A 21,115-nucleotide genomic window follows, 5' to 3' on the forward strand; every position below is an offset into this window, starting at 1 on the left:
CGTCAGCGGCGCTACAGCGTGCGGATCATCCGGGTGTTTCCCAGGGTGTTGGGCTTGACCCGCGCGAGGTCCAGGAACTCGGCCACTCCCTCGTCATGGGAGCGCAGCAGTTCGGAGTAGACCTCCGGATCCACGGCCGACTGATTGGCCATCACCTCGAATCCGTGGCGTCGGAAGAAGTCCACCTCAAAGGTCAGGCAGAAGACACGTTGCACACCAATCTCCACGGCATCGGCCAGCAGTGCCTCCAGCAGGACGTGGCCAACGCCGTGCCCGCGCCAGCGGCGGTCCGCGGCCAGGGTCCGCACCTCGGCGAGATCTTCCCACATGACATGCAGCGCACCGCAGCCAATCACCTCGCCGTCGGGCCCTTCCGCAATCCGGAACTCCTGGAGCCCCTCGTAGTAGGCAACCGCTTCCTTCGCCACCAGGATCCGCTCGTCGGCCAGGGGCGCCACGAGGGAACGAATGCGGTGAACATCGGAGGTGCGTGCTCGGCGGACAGTGATGGTGGTGGAAGTCACCGGTCCAGTCTAGGACTGCACGGACTGCCCGCCGCAAAACGGCTGTCAAGGCACGCAATGGAAGGGATCCGGAAACGCGAAAGGACCCGGCGGGCTGCATGCCCGCCGGGTCCTTTCATCTGTTCAAACTGCGCATGTGTTCACACTGCGCCGCAGGCTAGTCGCCGACGCCCGCCTCAATTGCGGACGGTGCCTCTTCGAGGGCCTTGGGTACGCCGTGTCCCTCGAAGGTGAAGGTGGCGTCGTCTCCTTCGCCCTCCACGTCCACGGACACCAGTTCTCCGGGCTTCAGATCCCCGAACAGGATCTTCTCGGAGAGCTGGTCCTCGATCTCGCGCTGGATGGTCCGGCGCAGCGGCCGGGCACCCATGGCGGGATCGTAGCCCCGTGTGGCCAGCAGAACCTTGGCCGCCGGGGTCAGCTCAATGGTCATGCCCTTGTCCGCCAGGCGCTTGCCCAGGCGTTCCAGGAACAGGTCCACGATCTGCACGATCTCGTCCTGCGTGAGCTGCGGGAAGACCACCGTGTCATCAACACGGTTCAGGAACTCGGGGCGGAAGTGCTGACGCAGTTCCTCCGTGACCCGCGCCCGCATCCGGTCGTAACCGGTCTTGGTGTCGGTGCCGGACTGGAAACCGGTGGAGACACTCTTGGAGATGTCCCGGGTTCCCAGGTTGGTGGTCATGATGATGATGGTGTTCTTGAAGTCCACCACGCGGCCCTGGCTGTCCGTCAGGCGGCCGTCTTCGAGGATCTGCAGCAGCGAGTTGAAGAGGTCCGCGTGGGCCTTTTCCACCTCGTCGAACAGGACCACGGAGAACGGACGGCGGCGGACCTTTTCGGTCAGCTGCCCGCCTTCTTCGTATCCGACATATCCCGGAGGGGCACCGAAGAGCCGGGAAACAGTGTGCTTCTCGGAGTATTCGGACATGTCCAGCGTGATGAGTGCTTCTTCATCACCGAAGAGGAATTCAGCCAGTGCCTTGGCAAGCTCCGTCTTACCCACACCGGTGGGACCGGCGAAGATGAAGGAACCGCCCGGACGCTTGGGATCCTTAAGTCCGGCCCGCGTACGGCGCATGGCCTGCGAGATGGACTTGATGGCCTGATCCTGACCGATGACGCGCTTGTGCAGCTCGTCTTCCATCTTGAGCAGGCGTGTGGATTCTTCTTCGTTGAGCTTGACCACGGGAATGCCGGTGGAATTGGCCAGCACCTCGGCGATGAGCTCCTCGTCCACCTCGGCAATGTCATCCAGGCCGCCGGACTTCCACTGGCGCTCCTTTTCAGCCCGCTGGTCATGGAGCTTCTGCTCCTTGTCCCGCAGGTTGGCAGCGCCTTCGAAGTCCTGGGAATCGATGGCTGATTCTTTCTCCAGCTTCAGCGCAGAGATGCGCTCATCGATCTCCTTGAGCTCCGGCGGAGCCGTCATACGGCGGATCCGCAGGCGGGCGCCGGCCTCATCGATCAGGTCAATGGCCTTGTCCGGCAGGAAACGGTCGCTGATGTAGCGCTCCGCCAGGGTTGCCGCCGATGTCAGCGCGGCGTCCGTGATGGACACGCGGTGGTGCGCTTCGTAGCGGTCCCGCAGTCCCTTCAGGATTTCGATGGAGTGCGCAACGGAAGGTTCGTTGACCTGGATCGGCTGGAAACGCCGCTCAAGTGCCGCATCCTTCTCGATGTGCTTGCGGTACTCGTCCAAAGTGGTGGCACCAATGGTCTGCAGTTCCCCGCGGGCCAGCATCGGCTTCAGGATGGAAGCTGCGTCGATGGCGCCTTCGGCGGCACCGGCGCCCACGAGGGTGTGGATCTCATCGATGAAAAGGATGATGTCGCCGCGGGTGCGGATTTCCTTGAGGACCTTCTTCAGGCGTTCCTCAAAGTCACCGCGGTAGCGGGAGCCGGCAACGAGGGAACCCAGGTCAAGCGTGTACAGCTGCTTGTCCTTGATGGTTTCCGGAACATCGCCGCGGACAATGGCCTGGGCCAGCCCTTCAACGACTGCCGTCTTGCCGACGCCGGGCTCACCAATCAGAACAGGGTTGTTCTTGGTGCGGCGGGACAGGACCTGCATGACCCGTTCCATCTCATGCTCGCGCCCGATCACCGGGTCGAGCTTGGACTCGCGCGCAGCCTGGGTGAGGTTGCGGCCGAACTGGTCCAGGACAACCGAACCGGCCGGCTGGCCTTCCTGCTGCTGGCCGCCGGAGCTGACAGGTTCCTTGCCCTGGTAACCCGAGAGCAGCTGGATTACCTGCTGGCGCACCCGGTTCAGGTCAGCGCCAAGCTTGACCAGCACCTGTGCGGCAACGCCTTCGCCTTCACGGATCAGCCCGAGCAGGATGTGCTCGGTGCCGATGTAGTTGTGGCCAAGCTGCAGGGCCTCCCGGAGGGAGAGTTCGAGAACCTTCTTGGCACGCGGGGTGAAGGGGATGTGGCCGGACGGGGCCTGCTGGCCCTGACCGATAATCTCCTGCACCTGCTCACGCACGGCACCGAGCGAAATACTCAGGGATTCAAGGGCCTTAGCTGCGACACCTTCACCCTCATGAATGAGCCCGAGCAGGATGTGCTCGGTGCCGATGTAGTTGTGGTTGAGCATGCGAGCCTCTTCTTGGGCAAGCACGACAACGCGACGGGCACGGTCGGTAAATCTTTCAAACATGAGGCACACTCCTAGCTAACGCGTAATTCGATGCTACGTGTCCTGCGCGTGCTTAAGGAGCGTGTTCGCCGTAGGCGTGACCACGGCCCCGAATAAGGTTCCCGGGAGGCCCCCTGCCGGGCCTTAGCCCTGCGCGGCCCGGTACGCTTCGATGATTTCGCTGTTTACGCGTCCACGCTCCGAAACGGTGTATCCGTTATTGCGGGCCCATTCACGGATCTGCGCCGCTTCGTTGCTGCGTGCAGAACCTGCAGCACGGGGACGCCCGGTCCGGCCGCCCACCTTGCGGCCTGCATCCAGGTAGGGCTTCAGGGCCGCACGAAGATTCTTTGCATTGTCCTTGGACAGGTCAATCTCGTACTGGGATCCGTCCAAGCCGAACCGTACGGTCTCATCCGCACTTCCGGCGTCGAGGTCATCAACCAGAATGATTTTTACTTTTTGCGCCACAACAGGCTCCTAAGCAGTGTTAAACCCGAAAAAACGATAATGAGACCACTTAGAGTATGACGCAATTTTGAATGCCCCGTCAAAGCCGTGGGGCGAAATTAATTACTTTCTTTTTCCGGGGTTCCACTACTTGTATCCCGATCGGCCGCAAGGTCGGCTTCACGTTCGGCTTCGGCCAGCGCCTTTCGTTCCGAACGGTCCACGTTGAGCAGGGCCTTCATCACAAAATAAAAGAGAGCTCCAACACATATCGACGGCAGGAGAACTTCGACGTATTCCATGGTTCTAACCCATTTCCGGCTTTAGGAGGGGGAACAAAATTGTTTCCCGGATACCTGTGTTCGTGAAAAGCATCACCAAACGGTCAATTCCCAGCCCGATACCGCCCATAGGCGGGGCACCGTATTCAAGGGCGCGGAGGAAGTCCTCGTCAAGGGCCATGGCCTCATCGTCACCGCCGGCGGCCTTGAGCGACTGCGCGGTGAGGCGCTCACGCTGAATCACGGGGTCAATGAGCTCGGAGAAGGCTGTACCGCGCTCCATGCCGCCGATGATGAGGTCCCAGGCTTCAATGAGGCGCGGGTCGTTCCGGTTGGGGCGGGCCAGCGGCTGGGCCGACGGCGGATAGTCATAGACAAAAGTCGGCTGAATCAGGGTCGGTTCGACAATCTCCCCGAAGAGCTCCACCACCAATTTCTCGGCATCCCATTTCGGATCCACCTTGACGGCATGCTTTTCGGCGATGCCCCGAAGGGTTTCCACACTGGTGTCCGGAGTGATCTCCTCGCCAACGGCTTCGGAAAGACCGGGGTAAACGGACAGCCATTTCCATTCGCCGTCCAAATCAATGGTTCCGGCCTCAGTTTCGATCTGGCGGCTGCCGACCAGGTCAGCGCAGTGCAGGATAATTTCCTTGATGCGGTCCGCCATCACGTACTGGTCGGCGTACGCCTCATAGCATTCCAGCGTGGTGAATTCAGGACTGTGGGTGGAGTCGACACCCTCATTGCGGAAAATGCGGCCCAGCTCAAAGACCCGCTCAATGCCGCCGACAACCGCCCGCTTGAGGTAAAGCTCAGTGGCAATCCGCAGCGTCATCTTCTGGTCGAAGGCATTCAGATGGGTCTCGAACGGACGCGCCGCGGCACCGCCGTGAATCAGCTGGAGCATGGGAGTTTCCACTTCCACGTATCCGTGGCTGTGCAGAGTATCGCGGACGCCGCGAATGATGGCTGCCCGCTTGTACACCATGTCCCGGGCTTCCTCGCGGACCATCAGGTCCACGTAACGCTGCCGGACCCGGGTCTCTTCGTTCAGTCCGGCATGCAGTACCGGCAAGGGGCGCAGGGCCTTCGAAGCCATGGACCAGGATTGCGCCATGACTGAGAGCTCGCCGCGCCGCGAGGAGATGACTTCCCCGCGGATGAAGACGTGGTCACCGAGATCAACGAGCGCCTTCCAGTCGGCCAGGGCCTCTTCTCCGACCACGGCCAGGCTCAGCATGGCCTGCACGCGGGTGCCGTTTCCCTCCTGGAGGGTGGCGAAGCACAGCTTGCCGGTGTTGCGGATGAAGACGACGCGGCCGGTGACGCCGACAACTTCGCCGCTGGTCTCATCGGCCTGCAGGTGTCCGAACTTTTCCCGAATCTCTTTCAGCGAGTGCGTGCGTTCCACACCCACCGGGTAGGCCTCGGAACCGCCGGCGATCAGACGCGCCCGCTTCTCAGCGCGGATGCGCATCTGCTCGGAGGTGTCGGCTGCTTCGGGAACGGGGCTGGATCCGGGAACGGAGTTAGATGTGGTCACACCCTTAAGTTTACAGAGCCGCGCGGCGCGGGCTTACGGCCCGCACCCAGCTTGTTCGCGGCGGGCGCACAGTCTGATGGTTTAATGCACAGTCTGATGGTTTAAGCGGTCTCCGGGTTTTCCAGCGGCAGGTTGTCGATCAGGCGCACGGACCCCACCTGCGCCGCCAGCAGCGCCAATGCGGGCTTCTCCAGCGGACCGTCGGTGGGCCTGAGCGGTTGCAGCGTCTGCGGGTCCACAATGTCGAAGTAGTCCAGTTCCACCAGCGGTTGTGCTTTCACGAGGGCGACGGCGGCGGCCAGGTCCGGCGGTTCACCGGCGGATACCCGGTCCCGCAGGGAAAACAGGGCACGCGGAAGCGCCGCTGCGGCGCGGCGGTGGACAGGATCCAGGAACCCGTTTCGGCTGGACTCGGCCAGTCCGTCCGGGGCCCGAACCACAGGCACGGCCCTGACCTCCGCGTCGAAGTTGAGGTCGGCGACCATCCGCCGGATCAGCACCAGCTGCTGGGCATCCTTTTGTCCGAAATACGCCCGGTAGCGGACCGGAGTGCCGGATGCCGCGGCGGGGGACGCGTAGTGCAAGAGCTTGGCCACCACGGTCAGCACGCCGTCGAAATGTCCGGGGCGCGAGGCTCCCTCATAACGGGCCCCCAGCTCTCCGGAGCTCACCCGCACCAGCGGCGCTCCTTCCGGGTACACCTCGTCCTCGTCGGGAGCGAACACGAGGTCCACGCCGGCGGCGCCCAGTAGTTCCACATCCGCTTCGAGGGTGCGCGGATACCGGCGCAGGTCCTCGGGATCGTTGAACTGCAGCGGATTGATGAACACGGTGGCAACGACGACGTCGTTCTCGGCCCGCGCGGCATCCATCATGGAGCGGTGGCCCTGGTGCAGGGCGCCCATGGTGGGTACCAGGCCAAGGCTCAGCGGTTCCTCCCCCGCGCCGGCCCCGGCGACACTTTTTGCAGCGAGCGCTTCAGCGACGGCAGCCTTCAGTTCCGCAGCCGTGCGCACCAGCTGAGGAGAATTCACTGTCCCTCGTCCAGGCTCAAAGCGTCAATAACGGCTTTGCCGCGCTCTTCGCTCAGCAGGCCCCGGTCAATGGCCCGCAGAGCAGTGGCCAGGGACAGGGCACGATAGGTATCCCTCAGGTTGGCGCTGTCCTGGGCGGCCATTTCCTGCAGGTGCGCGCTCACGGTTCCGGCGTCCCCGCGGGCTACAGGTCCGGTGAGGGAATGCTCTCCGGAGGCAAGGGCGTTTTCCAGCGAAGCCCGCATGAGCGGGCCCAGCAGCCGGTCCGGGTTCTCCACCCCTATGTCCTTGAGCAGCTGTGTGGACTGGGCGGTGATGGTGACCAGGTGGTTGGAGGCGTGCGCCAGTGCCAGGTGGTAGTTGACACGGTCCGCTTCATCGATGACCACGGGTTCGGCACCCATCTCCACCACCAGGGCCTGGGCGATGGGCAGCACCGCGGTGGGGGCGGTCACGCCAAAGGAGCAATCAGCCAGCCGGGTCAGGTCAAGGCTCATACCGGTAAAGGTCATGGCCGGATGCAGGGCCAGCGGGATGGCGCCGGCCCGGCGGGCGGGCTCGAGGATTTCCGTGCCGAAGCGACCCGAGGTGTGGGCAACAAGCTGCCCGGCCTGCCAGGCATTGGTTACCGCCAGTCCGGAGACCAGCGGACCCAGGGCGTCATCCGGAACAGCCAGGAGCACCAGTTCGGAACGTTCCACAATGTCCGGAATCTCCATGACGGGGACGCCGGGCAGCAGGTTGGCCGCACGCTCACGGCTTTCCTCACTCACTGCAGAAACGCCGACGACGGCGTGCTCGGCCGCGCGCAGGGCAGCACCCAGGACGGCTCCGACCCGTCCGGCGCCGATCACGCCGATGCCGAGCCGGCCGCGCCGCCGCTTGTCAGCGGTGCTCATCTCAGAGCTGTTCATGGGGGTACTCCTTGGAAACTGTTTCAGCGGGAAGGGGTGACGGGTCCTCAGGTGCCGGGGCGGCCGCAGCGTTGTTCCAGCGGCCGGTGCGGTCCCGGCGCCGGGCCTCGCGTGCCCTGACGGCCTGTTCCAGGAACAGCGTGCGGGCATCGTCGACGTCGATTTTCCGCACGTGCGGCCGGACGGGACCGGGAGTGGAATGCAGGATCAGGTCACTGGTGCCGAAGCGCCGGCGCAGCGGACCCTGCTCCAGGGCGATGGATTGGGTGCGCTCATGCGGCACCACCGAAAGGACCCGCCAGAGCGCTCCGCTGCGGATCAGCAGTGCAGTGTCCGTCAGGGCATAACCGTTGCGGCGCCAGCTCAGCGGCGCGATCCAGCGGGCCCGGCGCGGCGTCGTCGTGAATCCGTCAGCACCGTCCCGGCCCGTGATCCCGGCCGTAAAGACGTCCACCGGGCGGTCGGTGCCCGGTTCGGGCAGGACAAGGGCGAGGACAGCAAACACTTCGGCCAGCGTCCCTGCCGGCAGCAGCTTGGTGCGGGCCTGGGTATCGGAGGTGGTGCCGGCGCCGTAGCCTGCCACATTGACGGACACCCGATACCACCCGGTGAGCCGCCACAACGGTGACTGCGTGACGGACACCGCCTGGATCCGGCCCGGAGGCACGGTCTGGGTGCGGGTGTCCAGCAGGCCGTAGCGCAGCCGGATGCCGTCCCGGGAGACCGAAGCCCGGAAATTGAAGGACGTGGAGAATTCGGTCCAGTACCCTCCAACGGTGCCAAAGAGGATGGGCAGCATGATGGCCAGGCTGATCGCCTCTCCGGTGGCGACCATAATAACCAGGACCACAGCAATGCCGATGAGCAGGAACAGGGTGGTACCGGAGAGCAGAGTGGCGGCAATGACCCGTCCCGGCCGCAGCTCCAGGACGGGCTGCTCCGGGGCCTCGCGGGGGCCGGAAACAAAGGTGCCGGCGGCGGGATCGGTTCCCGGTGCACCCGGGCTGCCTTCGGCGCCGTCGCCGGGGGAACCGGATTCCATCCCGCCGGTTTCGGCGGCAAGCCCGGTGCCGGCGCCGGCACCGGAGGCACGGTTCAGGAGCAGTGCCCGCAGGCGCTGCGCATCATTCAATTTCAGGTACGCCAGCTGAACCGCTGATTCTCCGGCGTCGGCAACTTCAAAGCGCAGTTCGGCCAGCCCGAACAGGCGTGCCAGGAGCGGCTGGACAATATCGATGGCCTGCACCCGGTCCAGGCGTGCCTGGCGCTGCTTGCGGAACACCACTCCGGAGTGAACACGGACGTGGTCATCCGTGACCTGGTAGCGGGTAAACCACCAGGACAGGAAAAAGATGCCGGCCAGGATCAGCAGGACCACGGCGAGGATGCCTGCACCAATGAGCAGGGCGGTCCCGTCAAGCGGGTTTCCCGGTCCTGAGCTGTTGTTACCGCGGAAGCCCGCTGTTTCCTCGAACCAGTTCCGGCCGATAACAAAAGCGATTGCGGCCAGCGCAATCCACCCGCGGACCAGAGGTGACACCGGATGGACGCGGGCCCACTCCCCGTTCTGCGGGACGCTCACAGTCCGGCCAACTGCGTTTCGCCGCGTTCGGACAGGTGCTCCCGCAGACGTGCACCCTCGGAGGCAGGCAGACCGGGCAGCACGGCATTGGTGCCGGGGGCGGCAGTGTGCAGTTTGACGGAGCACAAACCGAAAGCGCGCTCGAGCGGGCCCACGGTCACGTCCACATACTGCATCCGGCCGTACGGAACCACGAGGGTGCGCTGGAAAAAGATGCCGCGCCGCAGCAGGAAGTCCTCGTTGCGTTCTGCGTAACAGACAGCGCGGACCTGCCGCGGCAGCAGAACTCCGCGCCAGAGATAAGCTGCTGCGACCACCGCGGGAAGCCCCCAGGCCAGCCAGTCCGGAACCCAGGTCCAGGCGCCGACGCTTCGCAGGATGAGGGGAAGGCAGGCTGCGGCCACTGTGAGCACGGCTTCCACCGCCCAGCCGATGAGGCGGACCGTAAGGTACCTGGGCGAGATGTGCTCCCAGGACAGACCGCCCGGATCGATGGCTTCGCTAGGCATATTCTCCGTCTTCCCGTTCATCTGCGTCATCCGGGCGGGCGGCGGTGCCGCGCCCGTTGGAGTCATCCGGCGGAAGCCGGCAGAAGCGTTCCACCAGGAGCCCGACGGAGATCATGAGGACCCCTCCGGCGATCATAGCCAAAGACCCCCAGGTGGCGGCATGCCCCGGACGCAGCGACCACAGCGGCAGCTGCTGGATGAAGACCCCTGCATGCCAGCCCAGCAGCAGCGAACCCGCATAGGCCGTGGCCTGGGCCAGGACCAGCGTCCGGGCCGCCGCGATCGGGTCCAGCTCGCGGTCGCGGCTGCCCTGCTGCCAGCGCCGCACCCGCAGCCCGAGGAAGAGCGTGGCTCCCGATATCAGCAGGACGGTCAGCAGCCCGATGATGCTCAGGACTGCCGGGGGCAGGGAGTTGCGGGTTGCCCAGTCGTTGACCAGCCAGCCGGCGGCACCGGACGCAAGGACAATGACAGCCAGCCAGCGGTATCGGATGCTTCCCACGGTGAGGATCAGTCCCCTTCGAAGATTTCCAGGCCGGGCAGGTCTTCGGCTTTGGCAGCCAGTTCGGCAACGGGGGTACCCGAAAGCACGGCTTCCGGATCCATCCAGGCCCAGGGCTGCAGCACAAACGCCCTGGTGGAAGCGCGGGGATGGGGCAGGGTCAGGGTTTCGTCATCGAGCACCGTGTCGCCGTAAGTGATGATGTCGACGTCGAGCGTCCGCGGACCCCAGCGCACCTCGCGGACCCGGTGGTGTGCGTTTTCCACCGCCTGGCAGTGCGCCAGCAGGTCATGCGGGGCCAGATCCGTCTCCACGGATATGACGAGGTTGAGGTAGTCCGGCTGGTCCGGTCCGCCCACGGGACGGGTGCGGACCACCGGAGAAACTGCCTGCAGGCGGACGCCGGGATGGTCGGCCAGCTGGGCGACGGCGTCGGAGAGCGTGTCGCGGCTCTCGCCGAGGTTGCTGCCCAGGGCCAGGACTGCCGTTACGGCACCGGCGTTCATGACCGGCTCCGGCGGATGGTCACTGATACGTCGCCGAAGGGAACCGTAATGGGTGCCTGCGGTTTGTGCACGGTTACTTCCACGGCATCCACGCCGGCGTATCCGGCCAGAACGGCCGCGGCAATGCGCTCGGCCAGTGCTTCGATCAGGTTCAGGGGCTCGCCGCTGATGATGGCCGCCACCTGCTCGGCAAGGACGCCGTAGTGTGCGGTCTTGGTCAGGTCATCGCTGATTCCGGCCGGCTGCAGGTCCGCGTGCAGCACGAGGTCAACCACAAACGGCTGTCCGTTGCGGCGTTCCTCTTCGAAGACACCGTGGAAACCCTGCGCGGTGATGCCGGTCAGGGTGATGGTGTCGCGGACGCCGCGCACAGCTGTGCGTGCGTCGGAGGCGTTGGTTGTGTTCATGGGGTCAGCCTTTCCAGGCGGCAGTGGTCTTGACGGCGTCCACGCTGGGGCCGACGTTGTGCACGCGCACGCACCAGGCATTGGAGAAGGCGGCCAGCGCCGTTACGGCCGCCGTGGCGCTGTCACGTTCAACCGGCGGAGCCGGCTCGCCGGCACGTGTCAGCAGTGAACCCAGGAAACGCTTCCTGGATGCACCGATCAGCACCCTGTGGCCCATGGCGTTCAGGCGGTCGGTGGCCCGCAGGAGTTCCCAGTTGGAGGAACCGTCTTTGGAGAATCCCAACCCGGGATCGATGATGATCTGCTCGGGGGCAACCCCGGCTGCGTAGAACATTTCCCGGATCTGTTCGAGTTCGGAAATGACCTCGTCAACCACGGAGTCGTAGGCGGCACGCGGATCGGCGCTGCGGACAGCGCCGCGGCTGTGCATCAGGACGTAGTGGACGCCGGTGCGGGCCACCAGTGCCGGCATGGCAGGATCGACTTCCGTGCCGGATACATCGTTGATGAGGCAGGCGCCTGCGGCAATGGCTTTTTCCGCCGTGGATGCGTTCATGGTGTCCACGCTGACCAGGACTCCGGCCCGGGCCAGGGCAGCCACCACGGGGAGGATGCGCTGCTGTTCCTCTTCCGGGCTTATGCGGACGGAATCGGGGCGGGTGGACTCGCCGCCCACGTCAATGATGTCGGCGCCGTCGTAGTGCATTTTCAGTCCGGCATCGACGGCTGCACCGGTGTCGGCGAAGCGGCCGCCGTCGCTGAAGGAATCCGGGGTAACGTTCAGGATTCCCATCACCAGTGTGCGGCCGGAGGGAAGGTCCTCGAACCGCCGCGGCGCCCTGGCCGGGCGCAGGAGCCTCAGCGGAGAAGTGGCCGGACCGGTTCCCGGAGCAGCTGCGAGTGAATCCATGGGGCAGACGTCCTAACGTCCGAGAATGAGGCTCATGGCCTCGGCACGTGTAGCCGTTTCACGCAGCTGGCCGCGCACTGCGGAGGTAATGGTCTTGGCTCCGGGCTTGCGGACCCCGCGCATGGACATGCACAGGTGTTCGCATTCGATGACGACTATGGCGCCGCGCGGGTTCAGGTTGTCCATCAGGGCCTCCACGATCTGCGTGGTGAGCCGTTCCTGAACCTGGGGGCGGCGGGCGTAGACCTCCACCAGCCGGGCCAGCTTGCTGAGTCCGGTAACCAAACCATCCTGTGACGGAATGTAGCCAATGTGGGCGGTGCCGTGGAACGGCACCAGATGGTGTTCGCAGGTGGAGAAGAACGGAATGTCCTTCACCAGCACCATCTCCTCGTGCTCGATCGCAAAGGTGGTGGCCAGCAGATCAGCGGGGTCCTGGTGCAGCCCGGCGAAGATCTCTGCGTAGGATTTCGCCACGCGCTTTGGCGTGTCCTGCAATCCCTCGCGGTCAGGATCCTCACCGATCGCCAGGAGGATCTCGCGGATCGCCTTTTCGATTCGGGGCTGGTCCACGGGGGCCGGGGGAACGGAGAGATTCTCCATTGTCAGTTCATCGTCGAAATCCGTCACTGCTTGATCCTACCGTGACTGTTCGGAACGACGGCGGCCCGGCACTTCCGTGCCGGGCCGCCGTTCGCTGCTATCGGTTGGTCTGTTCCGGGGTGTCGGTCCCGTCGGTGCGGCCGGCTGTTCCGCCGGCACCGCCCTGTCCGGGATGCCCGGATCCGCTTCCCTCAGGCTGAGGGAGCCCGTTGCCGGACACGTCAAAGTCCTGGGGCAGGTCAGCGTCCGCAATCTGGTCCTGCGGGGACACGGTGTCCGGATCCGGCTGCCCGTTGGCTGCTGCCTCCCGGCGTTCTTTGGCGGACACCACCGGCGGCAGGCTGTGGACCTGGCGGGTCGGCTTGGACAGCCACACTTCGCGGACGTCGCGCTTGCGCACGTCGGAGAAGACCTCGGCAATTTCGGCCTGGTTCAGTGTCTCGCGCTCCAGCAGTTCCAGGGCCAGCCGGTCCAGGACGTCCCGGTTCTCGGTCAGGATCTGGTAGGCCTCGTCATGGGCGTTGTCTAGCAGGCGCCGGACTTCCTCATCCACCACGTAGGCCACCTGGTCGGAGTAGTTGCGTTCCTGGCCCATGTCCCGGCCCAGGAACGGCTCGCCGCCGCCGGAGCCCAGCTTCACGGAACCGATCCGCTCGCTCATGCCGTACTGGGTGACCATCTTCCGGGCCGTTGCAGTGGCCTTTTCAATGTCATTGGAAGCACCGGTGGAGGGGTCGTGGAACACGATCTCCTCAGCAACGCGGCCGCCCATGGCGTAGGCCAGCTGGTCAAGCAGCTCATTGCGGGTCACCGAGTACTTGTCATCCTGCGGCAGCACCATGGTGTATCCGAGGGCACGGCCGCGCGGCAGGATGGTCACCTTGGTGACCGGGTCCGTGTTCCGCAGAGCGGCTGCCACCAGGGCGTGTCCGCCCTCGTGGTACGCGGTGATCTTGCGCTCTAGTTCCTTCATCACGCGGCTGCGCTTCTGCGGACCGGCAATGACACGGTCAATGGCTTCATCCAGCGCCCGGTCATCGATCAGCTGGGCGTTGGAGCGCGCGGTCAGCAGCGCCGCTTCGTTGAGCACGTTGGCGAGGTCTGCACCGGTGAAGCCCGGAGTCTTGCGGGCCACGGTTTCCAGGTCTACCCCCTCGGCCATCGGCTTGCCCTTGGCGTGGACCTGCAGGATTTGCAGGCGGCCCTGCATGTCGGGAGCTTCGACGCCGATCTGGCGGTCGAAGCGGCCCGGGCGCAGCAGCGCGGGGTCCAGCACGTCGGGCCGGTTGGTCGCGGCAATCAGGATGACGTTGGTGTTGCCGTCAAAGCCGTCCATCTCGACGAGGAGCTGGTTCAGGGTCTGCTCGCGCTCGTCGTTGCCGCCGCCCACGCCGGCACCGCGGTGGCGGCCGACGGCGTCGATCTCGTCCACGAAGATGATGGCCGGAGCGTTGGTCTTGGCCTGCTCGAAGAGGTCGCGGACGCGGGAGGCACCCACACCGACGAACATTTCCACGAAGTCGGAACCGGAAATGGAGTAGAACGGCACTCCGGCCTCGCCTGCCACCGCGCGGGCCAGCAGGGTCTTACCGGTACCGGGAGGGCCGTACAGCAGGACACCCTTGGGGATCTTGGCACCCACGGCCTGGAACTTGGCCGGGTCCTGCAGGAACTCCTTGATTTCGTGCAGTTCCTCCACTGCCTCGTCAGCTCCGGCGACGTCGGCGAAGGTAACCTGCGGCATGTCCTTGTTGGTCAGCTTGGCCTTGGACTTGCCGAATTTCATGACCTGCGAACCGCCGCCCTGCATGCGGGAGAGCAGGAACCAGAAAATGACGCCGAGAATGATGAAGGGCAGGAACAATCCAAGGAAACTGGTGAACCAGTTGGTCTGCACCGGCTGGTCGGTGAAGCCGGAGGCACCGGAATCGTTCACGGCCTCGACAATGTCCTCGCCGCGGGCGGTGCCGAAGTAGAACTGGACGTTCTTGGCCGGATCGGGGTCATCGCCCCGGAGCGTCAGATCGACGCGCTGTTCACCGTCATAAATCTTGGCCTGCTCAACCTTCTGGTCCTTGAGCAGCTGCAGGCCCACGCTTGTGTCCACCTGGGTTGCCCCGCTGGGGGAAAGGGTGGGAAGAATGAGCACCAGAAGGGCCAGTGCCAGGATTATCCAAATGCCCGGCCCCTTGAAGAAGTTCTTAGATTTCATTCGTCGTCAGGGCGTACGCCCCGTCCCTCCTGATCAACAACGCTGATAATGCGCGGAAATATACTCGAACAAGCTATACACCGTTACCTGATGGAACACGTCCGGAATACCGGGAAAGTTCCCTCAGGGCGTAGCCGGCCGGCGTGATGCTGATCGCGGATGCGGCACCGGAGGCAAGTGGCCCGAAGGCCGCCGTCCGGTGCCGCAGAACTGCGTTGGAGCTTACTCGTAGACGTGCGGAGCCAGGGTGCCGATGAAGTCGAGGTTGCGGTACTTTTCGGCGAAGTCCAGGCCGTAACCGACCACAAACTCGTTGGGGATGTCGTAACCGACGTATTTGACGTCGATTTCGACCTTCGCGGCGGTGGGCTTGCGCAGCAGCGTGCAGATCTCGACGCTGGCCGGTCCGCGGGACTGCAGGTTGGTGCGCAGCCACGAGAGGGTCAGGCCGGAGTCGATGATGTCTTCAACGATCAGCACATGCTTGCCCAGAAGGTCCGTTTCGAGGTCCTTGAGGATGCGGACCACGCCGGAGGACTGCGTGCCGGAACCGTAGGAGGAAACTGCCATCCAGTCCATGGTGACGTGGCTGTGCAGGGCACGGGACAGGTCTGCCATGATCATGACGGCACCCTTGAGCACGCCCACCAGCAGGACATCGCGTCCGGCGTAGTCACGGTCAATCTCTGCCGCGAGTTCGTTAACCCGTGTTTGGATCTGCTCTTTGGTGTAGAGAACGTGCTTGAGGTCTGACTGGACGTCGTGTGAATCCACGAATGGCTCCCGGGTAAGAGATGTTGCAGCTGGATTTTAGGTGCTGCTCTTTTTCCTAAAGACAAGATTGCCATAGCCGGAGGGGCCTTGGGGAACCGGATTGGTGCGCACCTGCCGGTACACGCTGACTTTGCCGACCAGTTCCACGGGTCCGGCGGAGCCTGTGCGGCGCAGTAGTGCTTCCACCGATCGCAGCCGTTCCCAGCTGGGCTGGGCGCCTCCGAGCTCGACGGCGGCGAGGGCCAGAACGCGCTGCCGCACCGCGGGAGCCAGCTCCCGCAGCTGTGCCTCGGGCAACAGGATCGTGTCCGGATCCGCGTCTCCGGCCCCGGATGCGGAGTCCGGCTGTGCGCGCAGCCGGGCGAAAGTGTCGGCACTCACGGCGTCGAGGTAGTCGGCATCCCCGGCGAGGATACGTGAGGAACGGAACAAAGCTTCGGCGATTCCCGGGCCAAGTTTTTCCTCCAGGAAGGGCAGCACCTCGGCCCGGACCCGCGACCGCGCGAACGCCGGATCGGCGTTGCTGGGGTCCAGCCACGGGTCCAGCCCCTGGCTGTCGCAGATTTCCTCGGTTTCGCTTCGCCGCAGCCCCAGCAGCGGGCGCAGGTACTTTCCGCGGATCGGGCGCATCCCGGCCAGGGACCGGGTGCCGGATCCCCGTGCCAGGCCCAGGAGCACCTGTTCGGCCTGGTCGTCGAGGGTGTGGCCCAGCAGCACGGCGTCGGCGCCCGTCTCTTCCACGGCTGCGTCCAGCGCCGCATAGCGGACAGTCCGTGCGGCTGCCTCGGGCCCCATTCCGGAAACCGGGACCGAAACAGTGCGGACCTGGACAGGCTCCAAGCCCATTTCCCTAAGTTTCGCCGCGGCTGCGGCTGCGACCGCGGCCGATCCGGGCTGCAGGGCATGATCCACGACGACGGCGCCCACCCGGTAATCGCCGCGGCGGGCGAAGAAGGAGGCCGCTTCGGCCAGTGCCAGCGAGTCGGGTCCGCCGCTGCAGGCCACCAGCAGCAGGGGCGGCTGTTCCTGCGCGGTGCCGCGCGGTTCAAGGCCCGCGTCCCGAAGGGCGTCGCGAAGCATGTTGCGGGCTTTGCCCAGGGTTGGGTTTAGGCGTTTGCGCGGCCTGCGTTCCGGCGTGGAAAAGGATGTGGAGGCGGGGGGATCAAAATCAGTGGACATCTGCACGTTCTGTTAGAGCCCCATCCGGGTCATCCAGAGGGACGGGTTGTGGATTTCAGCTTCGGTGGGCAGGTTCTGGGGTCCTTCCCAGACCCGGTTGAATCCTTCCATTCCCACCCGGTCAACAACGGAACGGACAAACTTGGATCCGTCCTTGTACTGGCGCATCTTGGCGTCCAGGCCCATGATCTGGCGGAAAAAGCGGTCCAGCCAGCCGTGGCTCTTTCCCCGGGCGTTGAACCGCTGGCGGATGGTCTTCACGCTGGGAACAATCCTCGCGTCCACGGCGTCCATGACCACGTTGGCGTGTCCCTCCAGCAGCGACATCACGGCGGTCAGATGGGACATCCGTTCCTTGTCCGCCGGATCTTGAAGGAGGGACATGATGTCCATCGGGCGCCTGGGGACGTCGTCGTCGTTTCCGCCGGTGAGCGCCGCACGGCCTTCGGGGGAAGCAAGCGTCTTGGCGGCGTGGCCCAGCCGCTCGGACAGGGTTTGGGCCTTGTCCATCAGGCCGTTGGTCAGCAGACCGATCTGTTCCACCATGTGTCCGCGGAGCCAGGGCGCGGCCGCGAACTGCACCCGGTGGGTCTGTTCATGCAGGCAGACCCAGAGCCGGAAGTCCGCCGGGTCCACGTTCAGCTCGCGTTCCAGGGTAATGATGTTGGGCGCAACGAGCAGCAGCCGGCCACCGGCGGGGCCGCCGGGGGTCTGCGCCGCGAAGGGATCGTATTGTCCCAGGACCTTGGAGGAGAGGAAGGCCAGAACGGCACCCAGCTGTGCACCGGTAAGCGTGCCGCTGAGCGCGGTATTCGCACCCTTGAGCTGCTCCGGATGCGTGCGGGCCAAATTCTCCAGCGCAGGATTCATGAGCGCGGCGAAACTGCGGGAATTGGCTTTGGCCCAAGACGCGCGGTCAACCACGAGGACCTCGGAATCACGCAGATCACGCGCGGCTTCCAGCCCGGTGATCCGATGCACATGGGTGACCGCCTCATCTGCCCGCGCCCGCAGGTCCGCTACGGCACCGCGGATTTCCTTGGCGGTCATCTTTGGTCCGGCGGACACCAGGGTGGCAGCCGTTCCTGCGGCCAGGTCCCAGTTCACCAAGTCGGCGGCGGCCGGGACGGGGTGCTGCTGATAGCTCTCCATCCGTCCATCAGAACACACAGGTCCTCCAATGGCAGGAGGGTTCGCTGTCCGCCGAACCCGGCTCAGCGGCACCCGCAGCCGGCCAGGACGGCAGCAGCCGCGTCCACGGCCTCCCGGGCCTGCGCAGTGTTGCCCTCCAGCCCGTTGGCTACGAACGCAAAAGACAGGAGCCGGCCGTCTGCGTCAGTCACAAATCCGGTGAGTGATGTCGCCGCAAACAAGGTGCCGGTTTTGGCGCGGACCAGTCCTGCCGCCGGGGTTTCCTCAGGCAGCCCGTCTCCGCCAACAGGCTCCGTAGAGGCATCCTCGGTGAACCGGGACGCCAGGGTTCCGCTCAATCCGGCCACCGGGAGGGCATAGGGCAGGTCCCGGACGCTGTTGTCCGACGACGTCAGGGCGGCCTGAACGGTCGAGGCCAGTTGCAGTGCGGAGATCTCCGTTCCGCTGCCCAGCCCGGAGACATCGGCCAGCACCATTCCGGAGGTATTGACCCCCAGCCCGGAAACTGCCGCTTTCACGGCCGCTGCCGCGCCGTCGAAGGAGCCTTCACCGCCGGTTTTCAACGCCGTCATGCGGCCCAGTGTTTCAGCCAGGTAGTTATCCGAAATCAGCAGCATCTGCGTCACCTGTTCTGAAACCGGAGCCGATGTTACGGCCGCCAACCGGTCAGCGTCGTCGCCGGCTGTTCCGCGTGTGACCTGGGGGTCCACTTTAAAGCCGTAGCCGGCGGCAGCGGTTCCCAGAGCGGCAGCGAAAGCGTCACCGGCGGCGAGCGCGGCGTCGTCGACCCGGGCCCCGTACTGCTGTCCCTCAACCGCCCACGCCGAGTTAACGGCCAGCGGATACAGGGCCGCAGCCTCCCCTGCCTCCACGTCCTCCTTGTTCCAGGCCGCCGAGAGAGTGTCCCCGGTGAACAGCGAGTCATCCACCTGGATGCTGATCGTCCCGGATACTTCGCGCCCGGAAAGGGCCGCTGCTGTTTCCTCGGCCAGCGTCTGCAGGCCCGCATGACCGACGACGGCGGTCTCATCCGACTCTCCGGTCCCCAGCAGCACATCACCGCCGCCGGCCAGCACCACCGTCTCGGGTGTGCCGCCTTCATACACGGAGGTTTCAAACCGGGTGTCGGATCCGAGCACGGAAAGGGCAGCAGCGGCGGTCAGGACCTTGAGGCTGGAGGCGGGGGTTGCCGCGGCATCGCCGTCCAGGTCATAGAGGATGTCACCCGTCCGGGCATCCAATACGGCACCGTGGAACTCTCCGCTGCCGGGAACCACCAGTTCTGCGTCAAGGAGATCGCCCAGCGCTTGCCGGTCCGGCAGGGGTGCGCCAAGGTTTGCGGGCACTGGAAATTCAGCACGCCCGGAGGATAAAGCCCCCGGCGCCTGCTGATGAGCGGGCACCACCAGCTGCCGCTGCGGCTGTTCCCGGGCCAGCGCTGCCAGCACGGGCGGGCCGGCATAAAGACACAGCGGAACCACCAGGACAGCCATAACCAGAGTCAGCAGGAGGCCGGAAAAAACCCTTCCCATCACCTCACCGCTGCTTTCCGTTTATAGGTCCCGCACTGCGGCGGGCAGTGATAACGGACCAAGACATATATCTTTAAGACTAGACCGGCGCCGCCGCCCGCATTGACGCGGACAAACCTGCGGTTGTTGGCGCATTTATCAGCCTAGGTTCACGGCAGCACTTTTACCTGACCGCCGCGGCCTGTTCCGTTTGTGGTGCCATGCCGGCGCCACGCCAGAGGAGTATCCATGAAGCTCGACGTCACCATCGAGATCCCCAAGGGATCCCGGGTCAAGTACGAAATCGACCACGAAACCCACCGCCTGCGCCTGGACCGCATCCTGTTCACGTCCATGGCCTACCCCACCCACTACGGCTACTTCGAGAACACCCTCGGCGAAGACGGCGATCCGCTGGACGCCCTGGTGATGCTCCAGGACTTCGACCTGATGCCCGGCGTGCTGGTGGAATCCCGCCCCATCGGCGTTTTCAACATGGTGGACGACGGCGGCGGAGACGCCAAGGTCCTGTGCGTGCCGGTTGATCCCCGCTTTGACCACATCAAGGACATCTCGGACGTTTCCGATTTCCTGCTCGACGAGATCAAGCACTTCTTCACCAAGTACAAGGACCTGGAGCCGGGCAAGTGGGTTGAAGCCGCTGACTGGGCCGGCCGTGAGGAAGCCGAGGCCGAGGTGGAAGCTTCCCTGGCCCGTTTCGCCGCTCTCGGCGAAGGCAGCGAAGAAGACGAGCCCCAGGGCCGCGACGTCGACGCCGACCCCCAGAACAACTAGCGCGTTCCCGGGCCCGGTTCCGGGTTCGGATCGTTCCGGCGCCCGACGGCGGCTGTCCCCTTGCGGGGACGGCCGCCGTCGTCGTTTGGACTCCTACTCGTTCACCGGCCCGCCCCGGGCCCGCCGCCGCGCCCAGGTGCGCATATCTCCGCCATAGGTGCGGGCAGGCAGGACCGCAACGGCAACGGCAACCGCGAGCAACACCCAGCTGCCGGTTACCCACGCAGCCCAAAGGCCCAGCAGAATGACCCCGAGCGCAAAGAACAGCGGAATCAGGGAGACGGGTTTTGGGTTGGGCGGCTGCGGCGGCTGCCCGCTGGAATTCTTCATCTGCCGACTCTAGCGATGCATCCGAGGCGCGCCGCAACCGATCCCGGTTGTCTTTGGGGTCCTCTGGCATGCTGAACCCATGCATTATGTGCTGACGATCAACCAGCGGGACTCGCGCGAATCGGGGGACCTGGTTCCAGAGCTCATCCGTTCGCTGCGCCATCTGCCCGCCGCCGTTCCGTTTCAGCGCTCGGTGGGCGACGAAGCGCAGGGCGTGCTGGCGGACGCCGCCGCGGCCGTCGATGCCGCGCTGACTGCCATCCGGCAGCGGCGCTGGAACGTGGGCATCGGTGTCGGCGAACTGCATCCGCCGCTTCAGCAGAACATCCTGGACAATGACGGGTTTGGGCTCGTCTATGCCCGCCGTGCCGTGGTCCGGGCGCAGAAGACCGGCGAACGCATACCGCTGGCCGTGGACGGACCGGACGCTGACATCGCCGCAGAAGCCCAGGCAGTACTTCGGCTGCTCGGCCAGATCGTGGCCAGCCGCACCGACGCCGAGTGGAAAGTGCTGGACCTGATGACTCCCGGCGCCCGCGGGCAGCAAAAGTATGTGGCGGAAATCCTTGGCATCACCACGCAGGCCGTCAGCAAGGCCGTGGTGCGCTCCCACTGGCAGGAGGAGTGGGCCACCCGGCCCGCGGCGGCACGGCTGCTCGCACTGAGCACCGGACCGGTTTCACTTCCGTCCTCCGCCAGGGTCTTCGAACCAGCGGCGCAGGGAGCCTGAAACAGGCTGCCTGCGCGACG

The 21,115-nt window shown here is 65.1% G+C and carries 22 protein-coding genes; 2 read left to right on the forward strand and 20 right to left on the reverse strand.

Features of this window, described 5'->3' with window-relative positions; all coding sequences use genetic code 11:
* Positions 1 to 11: 11 nt before the first annotated feature.
* The 19 genes from CXQ89_RS00540 to dacB all read right to left on the reverse strand — a co-directional run bounded on the left by CXQ89_RS00540 (position 12) and on the right by dacB (position 19,261).
* Entirely contained in the window at positions 12 to 524 is a 513-nt protein-coding gene (locus CXQ89_RS00540; RefSeq protein ID WP_104053563.1) for an amino-acid N-acetyltransferase, read from the reverse strand.
* Between the two features lie 157 nt (positions 525 to 681).
* On the reverse strand, positions 682 to 3,189 hold the full coding sequence (locus CXQ89_RS00545) for an ATP-dependent Clp protease ATP-binding subunit (protein WP_104053562.1): 2,508 nt from the start codon (positions 3,187 to 3,189) through the stop codon (positions 682 to 684).
* Between the two features lie 123 nt (positions 3,190 to 3,312).
* The gene (locus CXQ89_RS00550; protein ID WP_104053561.1) at positions 3,313 to 3,639 is read right to left on the reverse strand and encodes an Lsr2 family protein; all 327 of its coding nucleotides are present in this window, start codon (positions 3,637 to 3,639) and stop codon (positions 3,313 to 3,315) included.
* A gap of 98 nt (positions 3,640 to 3,737) precedes the next feature.
* Positions 3,738 to 3,920 (reverse strand): hypothetical protein, encoded by a 183-nt coding sequence (locus CXQ89_RS00555; protein ID WP_104053560.1) that lies wholly within the window; start codon positions 3,918 to 3,920, stop codon positions 3,738 to 3,740.
* A gap of 4 nt (positions 3,921 to 3,924) precedes the next feature.
* Positions 3,925 to 5,379: a lysine--tRNA ligase gene (gene lysS / locus CXQ89_RS00560; protein ID WP_104053769.1), complete on the reverse strand. Its 1,455-nt coding sequence runs from the start codon at positions 5,377 to 5,379 to the stop codon at positions 3,925 to 3,927.
* Between the two features lie 167 nt (positions 5,380 to 5,546).
* A complete protein-coding gene (gene panC, locus CXQ89_RS00565) occupies positions 5,547 to 6,479 on the reverse strand; it encodes a pantoate--beta-alanine ligase (protein WP_104159953.1) in 933 nt (310 codons plus the stop codon).
* A complete protein-coding gene (locus CXQ89_RS00570) occupies positions 6,476 to 7,393 on the reverse strand; it encodes a Rossmann-like and DUF2520 domain-containing protein (protein WP_258059755.1) in 918 nt (305 codons plus the stop codon). The genes panC and CXQ89_RS00570 overlap by 4 nt, the downstream gene beginning before the upstream one ends.
* Entirely contained in the window at positions 7,380 to 8,975 is a 1,596-nt protein-coding gene (locus tag CXQ89_RS00575; protein WP_104159955.1) for a PH domain-containing protein, read from the reverse strand. Before CXQ89_RS00575 ends, CXQ89_RS00570 begins: the two co-directional genes overlap by 14 nt.
* Complete coding sequence (locus tag CXQ89_RS00580; RefSeq protein WP_104102582.1) at positions 8,972 to 9,484, reverse strand: PH domain-containing protein; 513 nt, start codon at positions 9,482 to 9,484, stop codon at positions 8,972 to 8,974. The genes CXQ89_RS00575 and CXQ89_RS00580 overlap by 4 nt, the downstream gene beginning before the upstream one ends.
* Entirely contained in the window at positions 9,477 to 9,986 is a 510-nt protein-coding gene (locus tag CXQ89_RS00585) for a DUF3180 domain-containing protein (protein WP_104159956.1), read from the reverse strand. The genes CXQ89_RS00580 and CXQ89_RS00585 overlap by 8 nt, the downstream gene beginning before the upstream one ends.
* Before the next feature lie 8 nt (positions 9,987 to 9,994).
* Positions 9,995 to 10,492, reverse strand: coding sequence for a 2-amino-4-hydroxy-6-hydroxymethyldihydropteridine diphosphokinase (folK, locus tag CXQ89_RS00590; protein WP_104159957.1), 498 nt, complete (start codon positions 10,490 to 10,492; stop codon positions 9,995 to 9,997).
* Positions 10,489 to 10,899 carry a dihydroneopterin aldolase gene (gene folB / locus CXQ89_RS00595; RefSeq protein ID WP_104159958.1) on the reverse strand — a complete coding sequence of 137 codons (411 nt, stop codon included), beginning with the start codon at positions 10,897 to 10,899 and terminating at the stop codon, positions 10,489 to 10,491. The genes folK and folB overlap by 4 nt, the downstream gene beginning before the upstream one ends.
* Before the next feature lie 4 nt (positions 10,900 to 10,903).
* Positions 10,904 to 11,809, reverse strand: a complete 906-nt coding sequence (gene folP, locus CXQ89_RS00600; RefSeq protein WP_104159959.1) for a dihydropteroate synthase — start codon at positions 11,807 to 11,809, stop codon at positions 10,904 to 10,906.
* Positions 11,810 to 11,821: 12 nt separating this feature from the next.
* A complete protein-coding gene (folE, locus tag CXQ89_RS00605; RefSeq protein ID WP_374952963.1) occupies positions 11,822 to 12,439 on the reverse strand; it encodes a GTP cyclohydrolase I FolE in 618 nt (205 codons plus the stop codon).
* 70 nt (positions 12,440 to 12,509) lie between these two features.
* Positions 12,510 to 14,624, reverse strand: a complete 2,115-nt coding sequence (gene ftsH / locus CXQ89_RS00610) for an ATP-dependent zinc metalloprotease FtsH (RefSeq protein ID WP_104159960.1) — start codon at positions 14,622 to 14,624, stop codon at positions 12,510 to 12,512.
* 222 nt (positions 14,625 to 14,846) lie between these two features.
* A complete protein-coding gene (gene hpt / locus CXQ89_RS00615; RefSeq protein WP_104053551.1) occupies positions 14,847 to 15,398 on the reverse strand; it encodes a hypoxanthine phosphoribosyltransferase in 552 nt (183 codons plus the stop codon).
* Positions 15,399 to 15,434: 36 nt separating this feature from the next.
* Positions 15,435 to 16,577 (reverse strand): tRNA lysidine(34) synthetase TilS, encoded by a 1,143-nt coding sequence (tilS, locus tag CXQ89_RS00620; protein ID WP_258059758.1) that lies wholly within the window; start codon positions 16,575 to 16,577, stop codon positions 15,435 to 15,437.
* 12 nt (positions 16,578 to 16,589) lie between these two features.
* Positions 16,590 to 17,729 carry a zinc-dependent metalloprotease gene (locus CXQ89_RS00625; protein ID WP_104159961.1) on the reverse strand — a complete coding sequence of 380 codons (1,140 nt, stop codon included), beginning with the start codon at positions 17,727 to 17,729 and terminating at the stop codon, positions 16,590 to 16,592.
* A 62-nt stretch (positions 17,730 to 17,791) separates the two neighbouring features.
* Positions 17,792 to 19,261: a D-alanyl-D-alanine carboxypeptidase/D-alanyl-D-alanine-endopeptidase gene (gene dacB, locus CXQ89_RS00630; RefSeq protein ID WP_104159962.1), complete on the reverse strand. Its 1,470-nt coding sequence runs from the start codon at positions 19,259 to 19,261 to the stop codon at positions 17,792 to 17,794.
* A gap of 228 nt (positions 19,262 to 19,489) precedes the next feature.
* Here dacB and CXQ89_RS00635 point away from each other — a divergent pair, with 228 nt between their 5' ends.
* Entirely contained in the window at positions 19,490 to 20,035 is a 546-nt protein-coding gene (locus CXQ89_RS00635; protein WP_104053548.1) for an inorganic diphosphatase, read from the forward strand.
* A 93-nt stretch (positions 20,036 to 20,128) separates the two neighbouring features.
* Here CXQ89_RS00635 and CXQ89_RS00640 read toward each other — a convergent pair whose 3' ends face one another.
* Positions 20,129 to 20,365 (reverse strand): hypothetical protein, encoded by a 237-nt coding sequence (locus CXQ89_RS00640; RefSeq protein WP_104159963.1) that lies wholly within the window; start codon positions 20,363 to 20,365, stop codon positions 20,129 to 20,131.
* A gap of 79 nt (positions 20,366 to 20,444) precedes the next feature.
* On the opposite strand from CXQ89_RS00640, the gene CXQ89_RS00645 reads away from it, so the two are divergent.
* The gene (locus CXQ89_RS00645; RefSeq protein WP_104053546.1) at positions 20,445 to 21,095 is read left to right on the forward strand and encodes a hypothetical protein; all 651 of its coding nucleotides are present in this window, start codon (positions 20,445 to 20,447) and stop codon (positions 21,093 to 21,095) included.
* The last annotated feature ends 20 nt before the right edge of the window (positions 21,096 to 21,115 follow it).

The sequence above is a fragment of the Arthrobacter sp. ZGTC212 genome, assembly GCF_002929255.1.
Classification (GTDB): domain Bacteria; phylum Actinomycetota; class Actinomycetes; order Actinomycetales; family Micrococcaceae; genus Arthrobacter_B; species Arthrobacter_B sunyaminii.

What these genes read in the sequence shown, in the direction of transcription:
- CXQ89_RS00545 (WP_104053562.1), bottom strand. Translation starts at nt 3,189, where the DNA reads ATGTTTGAAAGATTTACCGACCGTGCCCGTCGCGTTGTCGTGCTTGCC.
- CXQ89_RS00555 (WP_104053560.1), bottom strand. Translation starts at nt 3,920, where the DNA reads ATGGAATACGTCGAAGTTCTCCTGCCGTCGATATGTGTTGGAGCTCTC.
- lysS (WP_104053769.1), bottom strand. Translation starts at nt 5,379, where the DNA reads ATGCGCATCCGCGCTGAGAAGCGGGCGCGTCTGATCGCCGGCGGTTCC.
- CXQ89_RS00570 (WP_258059755.1), bottom strand. Translation starts at nt 7,393, where the DNA reads ATGAACAGCTCTGAGATGAGCACCGCTGACAAGCGGCGGCGCGGCCGG.
- CXQ89_RS00580 (WP_104102582.1), bottom strand. Translation starts at nt 9,484, where the DNA reads ATGCCTAGCGAAGCCATCGATCCGGGCGGTCTGTCCTGGGAGCACATC.
- folK (WP_104159957.1), bottom strand. Translation starts at nt 10,492, where the DNA reads ATGAACGCCGGTGCCGTAACGGCAGTCCTGGCCCTGGGCAGCAACCTC.
- folB (WP_104159958.1), bottom strand. Translation starts at nt 10,899, where the DNA reads ATGAACACAACCAACGCCTCCGACGCACGCACAGCTGTGCGCGGCGTC.
- folP (WP_104159959.1), bottom strand. Translation starts at nt 11,809, where the DNA reads ATGGATTCACTCGCAGCTGCTCCGGGAACCGGTCCGGCCACTTCTCCG.
- ftsH (WP_104159960.1), bottom strand. Translation starts at nt 14,624, where the DNA reads ATGAAATCTAAGAACTTCTTCAAGGGGCCGGGCATTTGGATAATCCTG.
- tilS (WP_258059758.1), bottom strand. Translation starts at nt 16,577, where the DNA reads ATGTCCACTGATTTTGATCCCCCCGCCTCCACATCCTTTTCCACGCCG.
- CXQ89_RS00625 (WP_104159961.1), bottom strand. Translation starts at nt 17,729, where the DNA reads ATGGAGAGCTATCAGCAGCACCCCGTCCCGGCCGCCGCCGACTTGGTG.
- dacB (WP_104159962.1), bottom strand. Translation starts at nt 19,261, where the DNA reads ATGGGAAGGGTTTTTTCCGGCCTCCTGCTGACTCTGGTTATGGCTGTC.
- CXQ89_RS00635 (WP_104053548.1), top strand. Translation starts at nt 19,490, where the DNA reads ATGAAGCTCGACGTCACCATCGAGATCCCCAAGGGATCCCGGGTCAAG.
- CXQ89_RS00640 (WP_104159963.1), bottom strand. Translation starts at nt 20,365, where the DNA reads ATGAAGAATTCCAGCGGGCAGCCGCCGCAGCCGCCCAACCCAAAACCC.
- CXQ89_RS00645 (WP_104053546.1), top strand. Translation starts at nt 20,445, where the DNA reads ATGCATTATGTGCTGACGATCAACCAGCGGGACTCGCGCGAATCGGGG.